The organism is Streptomyces sp. 1222.5, from assembly GCF_900105245.1.
GTDB classification, from domain to species: domain Bacteria; phylum Actinomycetota; class Actinomycetes; order Streptomycetales; family Streptomycetaceae; genus Streptomyces; species Streptomyces albidocamelliae.
Genome location: NZ_FNSZ01000001.1, coordinates 2,372,658 through 2,389,314, shown reverse-complemented (window position 1 = coordinate 2,389,314; position 16,657 = coordinate 2,372,658). Strand labels below are relative to the sequence as shown.

General features: G+C 67.1%; 10 protein-coding genes and 2 pseudogenes. 7 read left to right on the top strand and 5 right to left on the bottom strand.

The genetic code is table 11. The annotated features are described in order from the left end of the window. Positions 1 to 88: 88 nt before the first annotated feature. On the top strand, positions 89 to 1,936 hold the full coding sequence (locus BLW57_RS10655) for a RiPP maturation radical SAM C-methyltransferase (protein ID WP_093473975.1): 1,848 nt from the start codon (positions 89 to 91) through the stop codon (positions 1,934 to 1,936). Then, positions 1,933 to 2,472 (top strand): DUF5825 family protein, encoded by a 540-nt coding sequence (locus BLW57_RS10650; protein WP_093473974.1) that lies wholly within the window; start codon positions 1,933 to 1,935, stop codon positions 2,470 to 2,472. Before BLW57_RS10655 ends, BLW57_RS10650 begins: the two co-directional genes overlap by 4 nt. Positions 2,473 to 2,480: 8 nt before the next feature. Here the strand turns inward: BLW57_RS10650 and BLW57_RS10645 are convergent, their stop codons facing one another. Next, positions 2,481 to 3,371, bottom strand: a complete 891-nt coding sequence (locus BLW57_RS10645; protein ID WP_093473972.1) for an NAD(+)/NADH kinase — start codon at positions 3,369 to 3,371, stop codon at positions 2,481 to 2,483. Next, positions 3,368 to 3,619, bottom strand: a pseudogene (locus tag BLW57_RS10640) (SPFH domain-containing protein); the annotation flags it as partial. The gene BLW57_RS10645 and the pseudogene BLW57_RS10640, both read right to left, overlap by 4 nt. Positions 3,620 to 4,374: 755 nt before the next feature. Between BLW57_RS10640 and BLW57_RS42880 the strand changes: the two are divergent. Together BLW57_RS42880 and BLW57_RS40875 are read left to right on the top strand one after the other, a co-directional pair. Further along, complete coding sequence (locus tag BLW57_RS42880; RefSeq protein ID WP_176985536.1) at positions 4,375 to 9,711, top strand: DUF6531 domain-containing protein; 5,337 nt, start codon at positions 4,375 to 4,377, stop codon at positions 9,709 to 9,711. A gap of 239 nt (positions 9,712 to 9,950) precedes the next feature. Beyond that, a complete protein-coding gene (locus tag BLW57_RS40875; RefSeq protein WP_143051595.1) occupies positions 9,951 to 10,547 on the top strand; it encodes a hypothetical protein in 597 nt (198 codons plus the stop codon). Between the two features lies 1 nt (position 10,548). Here BLW57_RS40875 and BLW57_RS10630 read toward each other — a convergent pair whose 3' ends face one another. After that, the gene (locus BLW57_RS10630; protein WP_371127784.1) at positions 10,549 to 10,677 is read right to left on the bottom strand and encodes a DUF5131 family protein; all 129 of its coding nucleotides are present in this window, start codon (positions 10,675 to 10,677) and stop codon (positions 10,549 to 10,551) included. 555 nt (positions 10,678 to 11,232) lie between these two features. Continuing rightward, positions 11,233 to 12,159: pseudogene (locus tag BLW57_RS10625) on the bottom strand (SPFH domain-containing protein); the annotation flags it as partial. A gap of 134 nt (positions 12,160 to 12,293) precedes the next feature. Between BLW57_RS10625 and BLW57_RS10620 the strand changes: the two are divergent. The 3 genes from BLW57_RS10620 to BLW57_RS10610 all read left to right on the top strand — a co-directional run bounded on the left by BLW57_RS10620 (position 12,294) and on the right by BLW57_RS10610 (position 16,223). Continuing rightward, positions 12,294 to 13,517 (top strand): arginine deiminase, encoded by a 1,224-nt coding sequence (locus BLW57_RS10620; RefSeq protein ID WP_093473969.1) that lies wholly within the window; start codon positions 12,294 to 12,296, stop codon positions 13,515 to 13,517. Between the two features lie 113 nt (positions 13,518 to 13,630). Beyond that, positions 13,631 to 14,638, top strand: a complete 1,008-nt coding sequence (gene argF / locus BLW57_RS10615) for an ornithine carbamoyltransferase (protein ID WP_093473968.1) — start codon at positions 13,631 to 13,633, stop codon at positions 14,636 to 14,638. 139 nt (positions 14,639 to 14,777) lie between these two features. Next, a complete protein-coding gene (locus BLW57_RS10610; protein WP_093473966.1) occupies positions 14,778 to 16,223 on the top strand; it encodes an amino acid permease in 1,446 nt (481 codons plus the stop codon). Here the strand turns inward: BLW57_RS10610 and BLW57_RS10605 are convergent. Continuing rightward, complete coding sequence (locus BLW57_RS10605) at positions 16,183 to 16,635, bottom strand: ATP-binding protein (protein WP_093473965.1); 453 nt, start codon at positions 16,633 to 16,635, stop codon at positions 16,183 to 16,185. The genes BLW57_RS10610 and BLW57_RS10605 overlap by 41 nt on opposite strands. Positions 16,636 to 16,657 lie beyond the last annotated feature (22 nt).

Sequence of the window (16,657 nt, the reverse complement as noted above, 5' to 3'; positions counted from 1 at the left end):
TGGAGATCAAGAAGGTCGTCGTCCGGGAGGACCAGCCCGGCACCGGCCGCCGGCCGGCGATCCTGGAGAAGCGGCCGACCCGCTGAGCATGCGCGTCCACCTGGTCACGATGCCGTGGCATCCGATCGATCTGCCCTCGCTCCAACTGGGGCTGCTGAACCGGATCGTGCGGCGCGGCCGCCCCGGCGACGAGGTGACCGAGTTCCACGGGTCGCTCCGCTGGGCGGAGTTCCTGCTGGAGCACTCGGGCGGCCGGCTGCGGCCGGGTGACTACACGGCCGTCGGCAGCGACGCGATCTTCCACGGCCTCGGCGACTGGGTCTTCTCCGGTGTCCTGTACGACGACCCCGGCTGGGGCCTGGCCCGGCTGCGGGACTACGCGGCCACCCGGGACGTCTTCGTCGACACCGCCGTGGCCATGCGGCCGTACGCCGCCGAGTTCGTCGCCCGGTGCGCCGACGAGGTGCTGGCCGCCGAGCCGGACGTGGTCGGGTTCACCAGCACCTTCATGCAGAACGTTCCCTCCCTCGCCCTGGCTCGCGAACTCAAGCGCAGAAGACCCGGGTTGACAGTCGTCTTCGGCGGCAGCAACTGTGACGGCCCGATGGGGCACGCCCTGCACCGCAACCACCCCTTCGTCGACCATGTGGTGCGCGGCGAGGCCGAGTACGCCTTCCCCGCCCTGCTCGGCCACCTGGACGCGGGCACCGCGCCCGACGACGTGCCGGGGCTGTGCTGGTGGGACGGCACCCTGTCCCGGGCCAACGCGGAGACCCGGCGCACCGTGGCACCGGCCGACATCCCCGCGCCCGACTACGACCAGTGGCAGACGGCCCTGGACGGCTCCCCGGTCCTGGAGTACGTGCATCCGAAACTGGTGGTGGAGGGGGCCCGGGGCTGCTGGTGGGGTGAGAAGCACCACTGCACCTTCTGCGGGCTCAACGGCTCCGCGATGGCCTTCCGTGCCAAGCCGGGAGAGCGGCTGTGGACGGAGATCGACCGGCTGGTGCGCCGGCACCGCATCCTCGACGTGGTCACGGTCGACAACATCATCGACATGGCGTACTTCCGGGACTTCCTGCCCCGTGTCGTCGACAGCGGCTGGGACCTGCGGCTGCACTACGAGGTCAAGTCGAACCTCACCCCCGCGCAGCTCGGACTCCTCGGCGCGTCCGGCACGGTGCACATCCAGCCCGGTATCGAGAGCCTGGGCAGCCGCGTCCTGGACCTCATGGACAAGGGTGTCACCGGCGCCCGGAACGTGCGCACCCTGCGCGAGTGCGAGAACCACGCGCTGACCTGCTCCTGGAACCTGCTCTACGGCTTCCCCGGCGAGACCGCCGAGGACTACACGTCCGTCGTCGAGCAACTGCCCGCCCTGGTGCACCTCCAGCCGCCGAGCGGTGCCCACCGCATCCAGCTGGAGCGCTTCAGCCCGCACTTCACGGACCCGGGCCGAGGCTTCGGCAAGCGCCGCCCGGCCGAGATGTACCAGCACGTCTACGACCTGCCCGAGGGTGAACTCGCCGACCTCGTCTATCTGTTCGACACCGAGGACGCGGGCATCTCGGGGCCGGTCGAGCGGCGGCTCGGGGAGGCCGTCGCCGAGTGGCGGTCCGGGTACGCGCACTCCCGGCTGCTGTTCGAGGAGGACGGCGCGGAGCTGCTGGTGCACGACCGACGGCACGGACGGCCGCCGGCCACCCATCGGTTCACCGGCTGGCACGCCGCGGCGCTGCGGCTGCTGGAGGACGGCCGTACCCTGCCCGCCCTGCACCGGCTGCTGACCGCCGACGGCCACGAGATGACGGTGGAAGCTCTGGGGGACTGGGTGCGCCAGGCCTTCTCCTCCGCCCTGTTGTTCCGTGACGGAGCCACGTACGTGGCCCTGCCGACGTGGGGCGAGCCGGTCCGGCTGACCGAGGGGGCCGGGTGAGCGGGCTGCCGGCGACCGTGCCGTACCGGATCGCCGGGCGCCGGGTCGAGGTGATGGAGCCCCTGGACCTCGGCGGGGAGGGCCGGGAGACGGCGGAGGCGGTCGGGTTCCTGCGCGAATGCCAGGGCCTCGGACTGAGCGTCCGCTGGCGGGCCACCGGCAGCCCGGCCTACGACCTCGGCGTACTGCGTCATCTGCCGCCACCGGCGGAACTGGCCTGCTCCCCCTCGGAGTCGGCGCGCTGGCGGAGCGGGTACACCTTCGGCACCCTCTACCACCGGCGCGGCCCCGGCTTCGTGACCGTCCTGGACCGCAGGCGGGAGGGCACGGCGGTCCGGCTCACCCTCGACCACCCCGATCTCCACGCCACCTTCCTGCGGCTCCTCACGACCACACCCCTGGACGCGCTCGGCACCACCGAGCGCGAGGCCGTGGCCCTCCTCGCCGCCGAGCGGCTGGTCCTCGTCGCCGGTGGCTGGGCGGTGACCCTCCCCCCACGCGTCCGCCAGTGGCCGGTCCCCTGCACGGCGATCTGACCCCCACCTCACCGTCCCGCCAGCCGCAGCCGCTCCCCGCACACCCCCACGCGGACCGTCTGGCCCCAGGTGAGCTGGAGGGCGTCCGTCTCCATGCCGTCGCCGAAGGCGATGAGGCGGTCGGACTCCACGGTGAGCGTCAGGCCGGCCGAGGTGCCCAGTTCACCCGCCACCAGGCTGGTACCGGTGGCCGGTGACGGCCAGGCCTCGCGGACGAACCACACCAGTCGTTCCTCGGTGGGGGAGGGCAGCGCGAGCCGGCCGCCGCGCTCCTGCCACACCGAGCGGAGCCAGCCGGTCGCGCCGGTACCGGTCCCCACCAGCACCCCCGAGGAGGCCTGGGCCTCGACGACACCCCCGTCGCCGTCGAGGCCCAGGCGGTAGCGGGCGGTCTGGTGGCCGGGTGTGCCCAGGTAGATCTCGTTGAGTGCCACCAGTCTCTGCGTGTCGTCGGCCACCGCCTCGACCATGGTCAGCTCGTCGCACCCGGTGTCCGCCGCGAGCAGCTTCGCCGTGTCGCGAGGACGGTGCCGTACCAGCACACCGGGGTTGCGGCCGGGGTCGGCGTCGATACCGATCACCGGCTGCCCCCTCAGGTACTTGGCGACGTTGGCGACCAGTCCGTCCTGGCCCACCACCACGACCACGTCCTCGGGTGCGAACAGGAACCGGTCCAGGTCGCCCCGCTCCACCCGGGCCTGGCGCCAGGTCAGCGGGACCGCCGCCGCCACCTCGGCCAGGGCGCGGTGGGCGCGGTGGTGGCGGTCGGCGACCTCCGCGATGTCCCGGCCGCGGGAGGCGAGGAAGAAGGCGGCCTGGCCGTGCGTGCCGTGCCGGGCCACCAACTCCTCGTACTCGGTGGTCCGGTGGACCAGCACCGCGCGCGGGGCGAGGCTCACGCCTGAGCCTCCGCGGGACCGCCGAGCTTCGCCAGCAGCCCGGTCAGCACGTCGGGCGAGATGGTAACGCTGTCGATGTGCGGCACGTTCTCGGCGAGGCGCATCCCGGCGAGGGCGTGCAAGGTCGCCACATCGGCCTCGGCGTGCACCCGCAGCCACGCCGCCCGTGCCGCGGCCTCCGCCTCGCCCACCTCGCGGGCCCGCTCGGCCTCCGCGCGGGCGAGCCGCACCGCCTTGGCCGCCTCCAACGAGGACTTCCGGGCGCAGGAGCGGGTGCGTCAATTAGTGGGGCCGTCGGGCAGTGTGTACCTTCCCGGCTCGGCGTCCGGGTCGGAGATGACGCAGCAGGCGTGCTCCACCAGGGTGTGAACAGCCTGGCGTCTAGCGCGCGCGTGGATCACTTTATGTGTACCGCCGTTGACGCAGTGACAAGTGAGGCGATAGCTTGTTCGATGTTCGTAGGATCCGTTTCCGGCGTCACCTCCGCGCACTGACCATGCGAGGAGCGACACAAGGGGGCCTGCACCAATGCCATGCGTAAATAAGCCATGCGCGGCAATCACGTTCTTCCAGGTGCCCCTTTCTCCCGCCGCTAATGTGCGGAACATCTAGCAGCATCTCCTGCTCCACGCTTTTCCAGCGATCGCTGATGTGCGTAACGCAGCACGCCCTTGAGCATCTTCCCTACGCCTGCAAATCTGCCGTGCGAAACAGGGTTGACGGTTGACCTATACGCGTCAAATCGATCAGTGGAGCCCCGCGATCTGAGCACATATCCCACATTGACTACCCCAACCCTGAATCGTTCCAGAGGGAACCAGGAGGAGAAACCTTGACGAAACGATCACTCGCGAGCGTACGGCTATTGCTAGCTGTTGCAGTCGTGTGGAGCATGCTGCTTGCAGGCATAGCGCAGGCGTCACCTTCTTTACCGGAGACGCCTCGAAGCCCTGCTAAAGCCGAGGGCATACGTGGCCCGAAGCCAGCCAAGGCCCAGAAGGCGATGAGCCTCAAGCAACGCCGGGCACAAGCAGCCAGAGACAGAAAATCTGCCATGCTCGCACATCCTCCCGGGAGCAAGAGGGAGCGAGTACACGAGAAGTCCAAAACTTCCGCAGCCGTGGTCGTGCCGTATCAGGCGGAAATCTATCACACCAAGCTTTATTCCAACGGAGTGCTCGTCGGAGAAAGCCGCTCATTCCCGAGGCCCATCATGCAATTCGATGGGTTCATTCCACGAGATGGCGACAAACTCACCCTTAAGACTGAAGTATATTACGACAAGGAAGGTGACGGTTCACCCGAGGATGACGGGCGGCAAAGTGTCGAAGTGCGCATGGCAATCTACTGTGCGTCCAATCGGTGGCAATCAGACCCGAAAACGGTAACGGCCCCCTCCTACAAGTACGGACCCTACTGGCCAGACTTGGGTGGAGCAGAGGGAAATGGAGCCCCGGTCTCCTTCGATTTTGATTACAACGAACAATTTTGCATCGATGGAGTGAAGCAGTACGAGCAACGCCATCCCAGCGTTCCTTATAGCGGTGCTACCTGGTTCGGTATATCGATAATCCACAAGGACCCTGCCGGTAATTGGCCGGACTTCACGTACAGCTACGGTGACACGATCAACGGCGCCGGCTTGGCAACTGTGCCGACCGATCAGACATTTGGCGCTTCCTGCGGATCGAATTCGGCAAGTGTCGCGAACTGTCAGAACCGAATTGGCGGAGTGAATACCGCGACAGGGGCCTACAGCACCTCTGCTGTCGACGCGGAACTCGCCAGCGAAATGCCGTTCGGTCTCAGCCGGAGTTATTCATCAAACAATAAGACTTCAGGAATTCTTGGCTCTGGGTGGACCGCCGGGTGGGATACGTCTCTGTCCACCAGCGGTGCGGGAGATGTCACATTTCACTCGGAGGACGGATCGAGCTACACCTTCGAGAAGACGACATCGGGCGATTTTGAGGCGCCTCTGCCTGTTCACTCGACTCTCAGCTCCACTGCGAGTGGCTATTCGCTGAAAACTACTGACGGACGGACGCTGAGCTACGACTCCGCTGGACGCGCCCTTGCGATCAAGGATAAGCAAGGGCGGCAAGTCACCTATACACGTAATGGTGATGGGCGGCTGGATTCACTGACGAACTCGATCGGACGTCAATCTGACTTCTCCTACGACAGCGATGGAAAACTCTCGCAGATAACGCTGTCCGACGGCCGTCATATCAAATTCGAGCACAGCGGTGGGCGGCTCACGAACGTCACCGGCGTGGATGGCAGATCAATTGCATACGAGTACGACTCGAACGGTCTCCTTGACACCGTGACCGGCCCGGGCGGCGCCGTGATGCTGCACAACACCTATGACAGCAAGGGACGTGTGGCAGATCAGACCAACGCGCTGGGCAGCACGGCTAAATTCTCGTACAAAGATGGCGAGACAGACGTCCAGGAACCTGACGGAGGAATTTGGACTGACATCTACAGCGGGAATGTACTACTCGCTCAGTATGACCCTTTCGGCAATAAGACCTCCTACGCCTATAGCTTCAGGCTTGACCCGGTATCGGTCACCGATGCCCTCGGCAACACCAAAACCACAAGCATCGACCGGCTAGGTCGAGTAGTGGAATTCAAAACACCCACTACTACACGACGCTGGAGCTATCAGGCCAACGGAGATCTCAGCACTTACTACAACGGAAACAATAAGTCGAGTTCCTACAAGTACGACACGTCTCACCACCTCTCAACCTCGACAGATCCGCTCGGAAAGACAACGTCATACACCTACACAGCGGGCGGCCAACAAGAGACTCGTACTAACCCGCTCGGCAAAGTGACACGGTACGGCTACGATTCGGCGGGAAATCAGACCTCGGTAACGCAGCCCGATGGTTCACGTCTGACCCGAGCCTTTGACACAAGTGGCCGAGTCACGAGCGTCGTCGATGAACGGGGAAATGAGCCTGACGCCGACCCATCCAAGTTCCAGACGGCCTACCGCTACGACGATGCAGGTCGCGTCACTGCAAAGATAAACGCAGCTGGAAATACCACGAAATACGAGTATGACGCCGCAGGAAACCTGGCAACGGTGACCGATGCCGCGACCAAGGCCACAAATTTCACCTACAACGCCGCGAATCTCTTGACCGAGGCGAAGGACTCGGCCGGTCACTCTGTGTGGACAACGTACGACGTTTTGGGAAACGTGGCCTCGCGCACAGACGCAACGGGCGCGAAGACGACCTACACGTACGACAAGGCCGGCCGTCTGCTCACCATGACATCCCCTCGAGGCAACATCTCGGGTGCAGATGCCTCGAAGTTCACCTGGAAGTACGGCTACGACAAGGTCGGCAACCAGACCACGGTCACCGACCCGCTGGGCAATACCACCAAGACCGATTACGACGCCGAATACAGGCCCGTCGCCGTAACGGACCCGCTCGGGCACGTTCATAGGACGGAGTACGACGACGAGGGCAACGTCATCAAGACCGTCGACGCGCTCGGCAAGGCCGCCGGCAACACCTATGACGCCAACAACCAGCTCCTGACCGCAACCGACCGAGGCGGAAAGGCGGTCACTTACACCTACGACGACGCAGGAAATCTCGCCTCTACAACGACACCACGGGGCAGCAAGACCACCTACGGCTACGACGACAATGGTCGACTGACCACCACGGTGGAGCCTCGCGGCAACGCAACCGGCGCCGATCCTGCCCAGTACACCTGGTCCACCGCCTACGACGCGGCCGGCCACGTCCGCAGTCAGAGCAACCCCTACGGGACCAAGCTCGTCACCTACTCCTACGACGGAGACGGCCGTCTCTCCGACCAGACGGACGCCCTAGGCAACACGACTGCCTACGAGTACGACGAACTGGGCCGCCTGAGCAAGGTCACAGCCCCTGATCATGGCACCACCAGCCTCGGCTACGACACGGCAGGCAACCTGACCTCCCGCAAAGACGCCAACGACCACACCACCAGGTACGCCTACGACGACAGCGGCCGCCTCCTGAAGATCACGGACCCACTCAACCGGTCCACCTCCTACGGCTACGACGCCAACGGCAACCGCACGAGCACCACGAACGCCAGAGGGCAGAAGCTCACCAGCAGCTACGACGCCCGCAACCTGCTCACACAGACCACCTACTCCGACGGCACCGCGACCGCCGCCTACACCTACGACGCGGCTGGACAGCCCAAGACCATCAAGGACGGCACCGGCACCCGCACCCTCACCTACGACGACGAGGGCCGGCCGCTAACAATCACCTCCCCCGGGGCCACCAACCCCTTCAAGTACGCCTACAACGACAACGGCACCCTGAAGAGCCGCACCTACCCCGATGGCCGGGCCACCAGCTACAGCTACGACGGTGATGGCCATATCCTCGGGCAGACTGCTGGCGGCAAGACCACCAACTACACCTGGGACGCCGCTGGCAACCAGCTGACCAGCAAACTGCCCACCACCACCGCCGTCACCGAAGCCCGCACCTACGATCGTGCCGGACAGCTCGCCTCAGTCTCCCAAGGCACCGGCGCCCGCTTCGTCGACCGCGACGCCAACGGCCGCGTCACCAAGGAGTACTACAAGGACGCCAGCACGACCGGCCTCGCCGACCGCTACGCCTACGACCCGGCCGGCCGGCTGACCCGCGCCTGCACCGATACCTCAGCCACCGACTCGTGCCTGACCAACAGCAGCGGCAGCACGTACAACTACGACGAGGTCGGCAACCTCACCAGCAGTTCGACCCCGACAAGCACCCGAAACAACACTTACGACGACGCTGACCAACTCACCCGCCGCGTCGAAGGCACCACCACCGTCGACTACACCTACGACGCCGACGGCAACCTCACCAAAGACGCCAACGGCACATACACCTCCGACCCGCTCGGCCGTGTGAAGTCCGCCACCCTCGGCTCGGACACCTATACCTTCGTCAACGACGCCGACGACAACCGCACCGTCACCAACAAGAATGGCGCTCTCGCCCGTACTTCCCGCTGGGACGTCGTCAACCCCCTGGCACAGATCGCCACGGATACCGGTAGCACCGGCTCACTGATCGCCGACTACCACTACAACCCGGATGGCATCGCCGAATCCCAGAACCGTTCTAGTGGCACGTTCTACATGCGCCACGACCGGCAGAACAACGTCACCGCGGTATACGACGCCGCTGGCAAAGAGAACTACACCTACACCTACAGCGCCTGGGGTGTTCCCACCGCCAAGGCCAGCATCACCGACGGCCAGACCAGCGTTTTCGGATACACCGGCCAGTACAAAGACCCTTACTTGACCGGCCGGCTCGACTTGCGGGAACGCGGCTATGACCCCGCCAACCGCCGCTTCACGGCACCCGACCCTGATCCCGCCACAAACGACAGCCCAAACCTGGCTGCTTACGCCTACGCCAACAACGACCCCATCAACCAGTCTGACCCCTCCGGCCGCTGCCCCCTGTGTGTGAGCGCTGGCATCGGTGCCGTTCTCGGCGCCGCCGTCGAAGGCGGCATCTACGGCTGGCAGCACCGCAACGGCGGCTTCACCTGGGGCGGCTTTGCCCAGGCCGCCGGTAAGGGAGCCGTCACCGGAGGCATCGCCGGAGCCCTCATGCCTGGTGCCGGCAACGCCGCAGTCCGGGCACTGGGTCTCACTGGTGGCCGAGCTCTGGCCACCTCAACTGCAGTCAATGCCGCCGTCGGCGCGGGCTTCTCCTGGGCCGTCAACGCTGCCCACTGCCAGCCCACTACACCAAGAGACCTTTTGATCGGCGCCGCAGGCGGAGGCAGCAGTAGCCTCCTCGGGCCGGCCTTCAGCTGGCTGAAGGGCAAGTTTCCCCGCTCCTCCGCGCCGACACGCTTCGGGCCGGGGGCAGCGCACGCCGATGACCCGGCGCTTCGAGGCGGAAGTCCATTCTCGCTGGCCTCGATCCCGGAGGAGCCCGGATTTAACTACCTCTACAGAGGAGTTTCCACGGCGAGCCCGGCATACGACGACGCAGTGGAAGGCATCGCGAGGCCTCGTGGCGGCAGCGCAAGCATGGAGACGCACCATGATGGGAACACCGATAGCATTTACACGTCATGGACGACGTCGAAGCAGACCGCGCTGGCCTACGCGCGCGGCGCAGCTGAGGGGCGCAGCGATCTTCCTGGAGTAATCTTGCAGGTGAAACTCCCCCTCGGGCAGCCGGTGTACCCGTCGATTATGTTCAGCACCGAGCTATGGGAGAGCAACGAGAACCTGGTAGAAGGACTCGTGAACGGAGCAAGGGTATTCCACGTACCCGCGGGATGATCGGTTGACCTAAGAGGGTGGCCGCCGAACAGGAGAATTCGGCGGCCACCCTCTTCTCACCACTATAGAAGGGCCTGAAACTGATGGCTTCCCCCAATATAGGCACCTTGCCCGCGAGTGAGGCTCTCGCTCACTGCCGTAAGCTTGCGCGATCAGGATGGGAATCGGCCAGAAAAGCAGCCGACAGACTTGAACGATCGACCGCACCCGTACAGTTGTCACGCGTAAAAACTGCTTCAATGGCTGGTATCTACGGTCTCCGTCTCAGTCAGGCCACTGAGCTACTCGACAGAACGACCGAGTTGCAGCGCTTCACGCATGTATTGCAAGAATCGAATGAACAGTTCATTCGATTCTTTTCCGTCCCATCGGACGATGCGCGTACTCTGGTCATCACATCCGATGATCTCGAACGACCGCTTGCAGCGACAACGGTGAAGGGAACCGGGGCGGACCCCGCAACTCTCTCAACTGGCGCTGTCGAATTTGTGAAGGCCGGCCGTATGCTCGAGCTATGCGAAACACTCATCGCTGCGGATTGGCGGGCCGCAAGCATAGCCGCCGAAACGCTCGCGAGCTCGCCTTCTCAGAATATTCCCGTGTGGCTGGCGACTCCACAGACATTGGCCCGACATTACGCAGATCGAGCCAGTCGCCGCGATAATTCCTCACAGGAAGGGGTTGACCTGGAGCGGTTCTCCCAAGCGATGGCTAATCGCGCTCCGGGGGAATTTGTGCGGATATTCCATGTATTCGACCCCTATGGATGGCAGTCAACCCTAGCTGTTTCAGGCGACCTCACCGAGGCGCTCGGGGCCGTTGCGGTCAAACGATAATTTATGGACTTTTTCTCGATGCCCGGAAGGCGAGGGCGTAGCAGTTGTCACAGCCGGAAGAGACACGATCACAACCGGTGGTGGGGTTCCACGTAGCCTCGGTCCACTCGATGGCGCTACGGTCGCTCACCGGATTCCTCCTGCTGTCGTGCACGCGGCCCCGCCGTCCAAGGCGACCACACTGTGCTGGCTAACGATGCCGCCCCGACCGGGACACCGGGGCCTGGATACCGGTATCCGCACGCATTCGATCGCTTGTCGTAACTTCAAAATTCGAACCTCCGTTTGAGAACTTAGTAGTTGGGACCAACCGCGTCGAAGCCGTCCTCCTACAGTCACGCTGCTCACGCCGTGGTCCGCAGCGCAGCCGACTGCGGGGCGGCGGCTGCGGTCCTTCCCGGGCAGCGCGTTCCGCCCTGGCCCGGCGCAGGGCGGCGGTCTCGGTGGCCGCGGCCTGACGGCGGCACTGTGCACGGCTCACCTCGATCGAGGCCGGCGCGTCGTCCGGGACGACGTCGGGCTCGGGGAACGCCTGGCGGCTCAGCTCCCGCATCTTCATGGCCGCCCTGCCCCTGCCAGAGCCGTCGACCATCCGCTGGACCACGAGCGACGACAACGTCCGCTCCGCATGGCACGGCCTAGTCCAGGCCCGGCAGGGACACCTGCTGGGCGAAAAGTGGCACTGAACGTGCGGCGGCCCCGACCAGAGGCATCTGGTCGCCTCGGCGAACCTGAGGGTGCGGGCCGCCTCGGCCTCGGTGAGGGCCGCCGTCCGCGTGGCCTCCGCCTCGGCGAGCTTCACCGACCGCGCCGCCTCGGCCTCCGCGAGCTTCACCGACCGCGCCGCCTCGGCCTCCGCGCGCACCGCGTCCGCGGCCGCCTGCTCCTCCGCCTCGCGGCGCGCATTGGTGCCGCGCTGGTCGACCAACCGTTCCTCGCGGCGGGCCAGTTCGATCTTGCTGGCCAGTTCGTTCTCGGCGATGGCACGCTCCCGCTCCACCGCCACGGCCCGCCGCTCGTAGGTGGCGCGGTCGGCGTCCTGCTGGATCTGCTCCCGGGCCGGGGTGCGCAGGGCGCGCTCCACCTCCGGCTCCGGCCGCAGGGCCATCACGCGTACGGCCACCACCTCGATGCCGGTGGCCGGCAGCCGCGGTTCGGCACCGAGGCACGCCGCGACCCGCTCGCGTACCTCGGCCACCCCGTCGACGAGCGCCGCCGACAGCGGTGTACGGGCGAGGACGTCCAGCGCGTGCTGCTGCGCCGTCTCGGTGAGCAGGGTGCCCAGCTGCTCCAGCGGCGTGCCGCGCCAGACGCCGGTGTCCGGGTCGATGGAGAAGTCCAGCCGGCCGGCGGCGAGCGCGGGGTCGGCGATGCGGTAGGTCACGGTGGCCTGCACCGTCACGTCCTGGAAGTCGGCCGTGCGGGCGTGGAAGGTCATGGCCAGCTCACGGTCGTCCACGGGGACCTCGGAGAGCGCGGCGGTCAGCGAGCGGAACCAGAAGCTGAGGCCGGTGCCGTCGTGCACCAGCCGGCCGGAGCGGTGGTGCCGTACGTGTGCCGTCGGTGCGCCGCGCAGATGGCGCCAGCCGAGGCGCCGGGTGATGTCGGCCATGGGCCCCCCTCGATCGTTTTCGTCAAGGAGACGATAATCGGGACACCCGCTTGTCGTCAAGGGGACGAAAACTGGGGGACGCGGAAACCGCCGAGACGGGGGTGAAGCCGCGGTGCGATGGTCAGGATGGAGGCATGGGATTCCATGTCGACTCCGAGGCCGGGCGGCTGCGCCGCGTCATCCTTCACCGGCCGGATCTCGAGCTCAAAAGGCTCACCCCCAGCAACAAGGACGCGCTCCTCTTCGACGACGTGCTCTGGGTGCGCCGGGCGCGCGCCGAGCACGACGGGTTCGCCGACGTCCTGCGCGACCGCGGCGTCACCGTCCACCTCTTCGGCGAACTGCTCACCGAGACCCTGGCCCTCCCCGAGGCGCGGACCCTCGTCCTGGACCGGGTCTTCGACGAGAAGGAGTACGGGCCCCTCGCCACCGACCACCTGCGAGCCGCCTTCGACCGGATGACCCCGGGCGAGCTGGCCGAGGCGCTGGTCGGCGGGATGACCAAGAGGGAGTTCCTGGACGGCCACGCCGAACCGACCTCCGTCCGCTTCCACGTCATGGACCTGGACGACTTCCTGCTCCGCCCGCTGCCCAACCACCTCTTCACCCGCGACACCTCGGCGTGGATCTACGACGGCGTCTCCATCAACGCCATGCGCTGGCCCGCCCGGCAGCGGGAGACCGTGCACTTCGAGGCGATCTACCGGCACCACCCGCTGTTCGGTGCGGAGATGTTCAACGTCTGGTCCCGGGGGCAGGCCGACTTCCCCTCCACCATCGAGGGCGGCGACGTCCTGGTGATCGGCAACGGCGCCGTGCTGATCGGCATGAGCGAGCGCACCACCCCGCAGGCCGTGGAGATGCTGGCGCACAAGCTGTTCGCCGCGGGCTCCGCGCGCACCATCGTGGCCCTGGACATGCCCAAGCGGCGGGCCTTCATGCACCTCGACACGGTCATGACGATGGTCGACGGCGACACCTTCACCCAGTACGCCGGGCTCGGCATGCTGCGCTCGTACACCATCGAGCCCGGGGTCGGGGAGCGGGAGCTGAAGGTCACCGACCATCCCCCGGAGCACATGCACCGCGCGATCGCCGCCGCCCTCGGCCTCGGCGAGATCCGGGTGCTGACCGCCACCCAGGACGTGCACGCCGCCGAGCGGGAGCAGTGGGACGACGGCTGCAACGTCCTCGCCGTCGAGCCCGGCGTCGTCGTCGCCTACGAGCGGAACTCGACCACCAACACGCACCTGCGCAAGCAGGGCATCGAAGTGATCGAGATCCCGGGCAGCGAGCTGGGGCGGGGCCGGGGTGGGCCGCGCTGCATGAGCTGTCCGGTCGAGCGCGAGGCGGTCTGACGGGCCCGACGCGGGAAGGGATGTGACGGAGCGGACCAGAGCGGGCCGCATATAAATGCAAAATGTCGTATAGAATTCCATGGTCCCGCCCGTCGCACCCCTGGAGCGCCCCCATGGCGACAGTCCCGACCGCCCTCGCCGGCCGCCACTTCCTCAAGGAGCTCGACTTCACCGAGGAAGAGTTCCGCGGCCTGGTCGAGCTGGCCGCCGAGCTGAAGGCGGCCAAGCGGGCGGGCGCCGAGACGCCGTACCTGCGGGGGAAGAACATCGCGCTGGTCTTCGAGAAGACCTCGACGCGCACCCGCTGCGCGTTCGAGGTCGCCGCAGCCGACCAGGGCGCCCACACCACCTACCTCGACCCCGTGGGCTCGCAGATCGGGCACAAGGAGTCCGTCAAGGACACCGCGCGCGTCCTCGGCCGGATGTTCGACGGTATCGAATACCGCGGGGACAGTCAGGCCAAGCTGGAGGAGCTGGCCGCGTTCGCCGGGGTGCCCGTGTTCAACGGCCTCACCGACGACTGGCACCCCACCCAGATGCTCGCCGACGTGCTCACCATGACCGAGCACAGCGACAAGCCACTGCCGGACATCGCCTTCGCGTACCTGGGGGACGCCCGCTTCAACATGGGCAACTCCTACCTGATCACCGGCGCGCTGCTCGGCATGGACGTCCGGATCGTCGCCCCCCGGGCCTACTGGCCGGCCGAGGAGGTCGTCGCCCGGGCCCGCAAGCTGGCCGAGGCCGGCGGCGCCCGGATCACCCTCACCGAGGACGTCACCGAGGGTGTCGCGGGCGCCGACTTCGTCGCCACCGACGTCTGGGTCTCGATGGGCGAGCCCAAGGAGGTGTGGGGCGAGCGGATCAGAGCCCTCGCGCCCTACGCCGTGACCATGGACGTCCTGCGCGCCACCGGCAACCCGGACGTGAAGTTCCTGCACTGCCTGCCGGCCTTCCACGACCTGGGCACCAAGGTCGGGCAGGAGATCCACGAGGCCTATGGACTGCGGTCCCTGGAGGTGACGGACGAGGTCTTCGAGTCCGCGCACTCCGTCGTCTTCGACGAGGCCGAGAACCGTCTGCACACCATCAAGGCGGTGCTGGTCGCCACCCTCGCCTGACCCGCCCCCCTCGAAGCCTTGCCCTCCAGGGCTCACCAGGCCTTATCCTGACCGGCGGCCCGGAGCCACCCCTCTTCCGGTGCCACCGCCGCGACCGTACGACGGTCGCCCGCACCACCAGAAACGAGCACCACCCGCAATGCCCGCACCCCGCATCAAATCCCCCCACCTGCTGGTCGCCGAGTCCGGCGCCGACCGCGAAGGACACGGCCTCAAGCGCACGATGGGCCTCTTCCAGCTCATCTGCTTCGGCGTCGGCGCCATCGTCGGCACCGGCATCTTCGTCGGCCTCTCCGACTCCGTCGCACAGGCCGGTCCCGCCGTCGTCGTCTCCTACGTCCTCGCCGCGATCACCTGCGTCTTCACCGCCTTCTCCTTCGCGGAGCTGGGCGGCGCGATCCCGGTCTCCGGCTCCTCGTACTCCTTCGCCTACGCCGGCCTCGGCGAGTCCTCCGCCTTCCTGGTCGGCTGGTGCCTGCTGCTGGAGTACGGCATCTCGATCTCGGCGGTCGCCGTCGGCTGGAGCCAGTACGTCAACGAACTGCTGCACAGCCTCACCGGCCTCCAGCTGCCGACCGCGCTGTCCGCGGGCCCGGGCGACGGCGGGATCGTGAACCTCCCGGCCGTGATCGTCATCGCCATGGCCTCCGTGCTGCTGGTGCGCGGGGTGCGGGAGAGCGCCCGGGCGACCGCCGCCATGGCCGCCGTGAAGCTGGTCATCCTGCTGGCCTTCTGCGCCATCGGCTACAGCGCCTTCAAGGACGGCAACCTCACCCCGTTCTCCCCGGCCGGCCTCGGCGGCATCGGCGCGGGCACCACCGCCGCGTTCTTCTCCTACATCGGCTTCGACGCGATCACCACCGCCGGCGAGGAGGCCAAGAACCCGCGCCGGGACATCCCCGTGGCGATCATGGTCTGCATGGGTCTGGTCACCCTGCTGTACTGCGCGGTCGCGGTCGCCGCGATCGGTGCCGTCGGCAGCGACGAGGTGGCCGGCCGTCCGGCCGCGCTGTCGTACGTCGTCAACGCGGTCACCGGCTCCACCATCGGCGGCGGGGTCATCGCCTTCGGCGCGGTCGTCGCCATCGCCTCCGTGGTGCTCGCCGTGATGTACGGCCAGACCCGCATCCTGATGTCGATGTCCCGGGACGGTTTGATCCCGCGCGTCTTCGAGAAGGTCTCGCCGAAGACCTCCACGCCGGTCGCCGGCACGCTGATCGTCGCGGTCGTCTTCGCCCTCCCGGCGGCCTTCGCCTCCCTCGACGCGGTGATGAACCTGTGCACCATCGGCACGCTGGCCATCATGGCCGTGGTCAACGTCGTGGTCATCGCCCTGCGCCGCCGCGAACCCGGCCTCACCCGCAGCTTCCGGGTGCCGCTCTACCCCGTCGGCCCGCTGCTCGGCGTCGCCTTCTGCCTGTACCTGATGTACGAGACGGGCTGGCGGACCTGGCTCCAGTTCGCCGTGTTCCTCGCGGTGGGCCTGCTGGTCTACGTCGCCTACGGGCGCCGGCACTCCACGCTGGGCCGCACGGCCGCCGGGGTCACGCCGGACGACGCTGAGCGGGAATTGCAGGCAGTCTGAACCACACCGCCTTGCCCGACGGGGTGGGGCGGTGACCGCAGGACTGGCTGAGGGCGCGGATGAGCAGGAGACCGCGCCCGCCCTCCTGCCAGGGGTCGGGCTCCTCGATCACCGGCCGGGTGAGATGACCGGGCGGCGCCGGGTCCGGGTCGTGCACCTCGACCCGGCAGCCGGTCGGGGCCAGCTCCACCACCAGCTCTATCGGCCCGCGCCCGGCGGTGTGCTCCACCGCGTTGGCCACCAGCTCGGCCGTCAGCAGCTCGGCGGTGTCGCAGTCGGCAGGGTGCTCCACCTCGGAGATGGCCGTGCGCACGAGGGCGCGCGCCACCGGCACGGCCGCCGCGGTGTGCGGCAGTGCGATGCGCCAGGAGGCCGATCCGGCGGGGCGTTCGTGCAAGGCGAGTCCGTTCATGGAGCAGGCTGTCCTGCTTTCG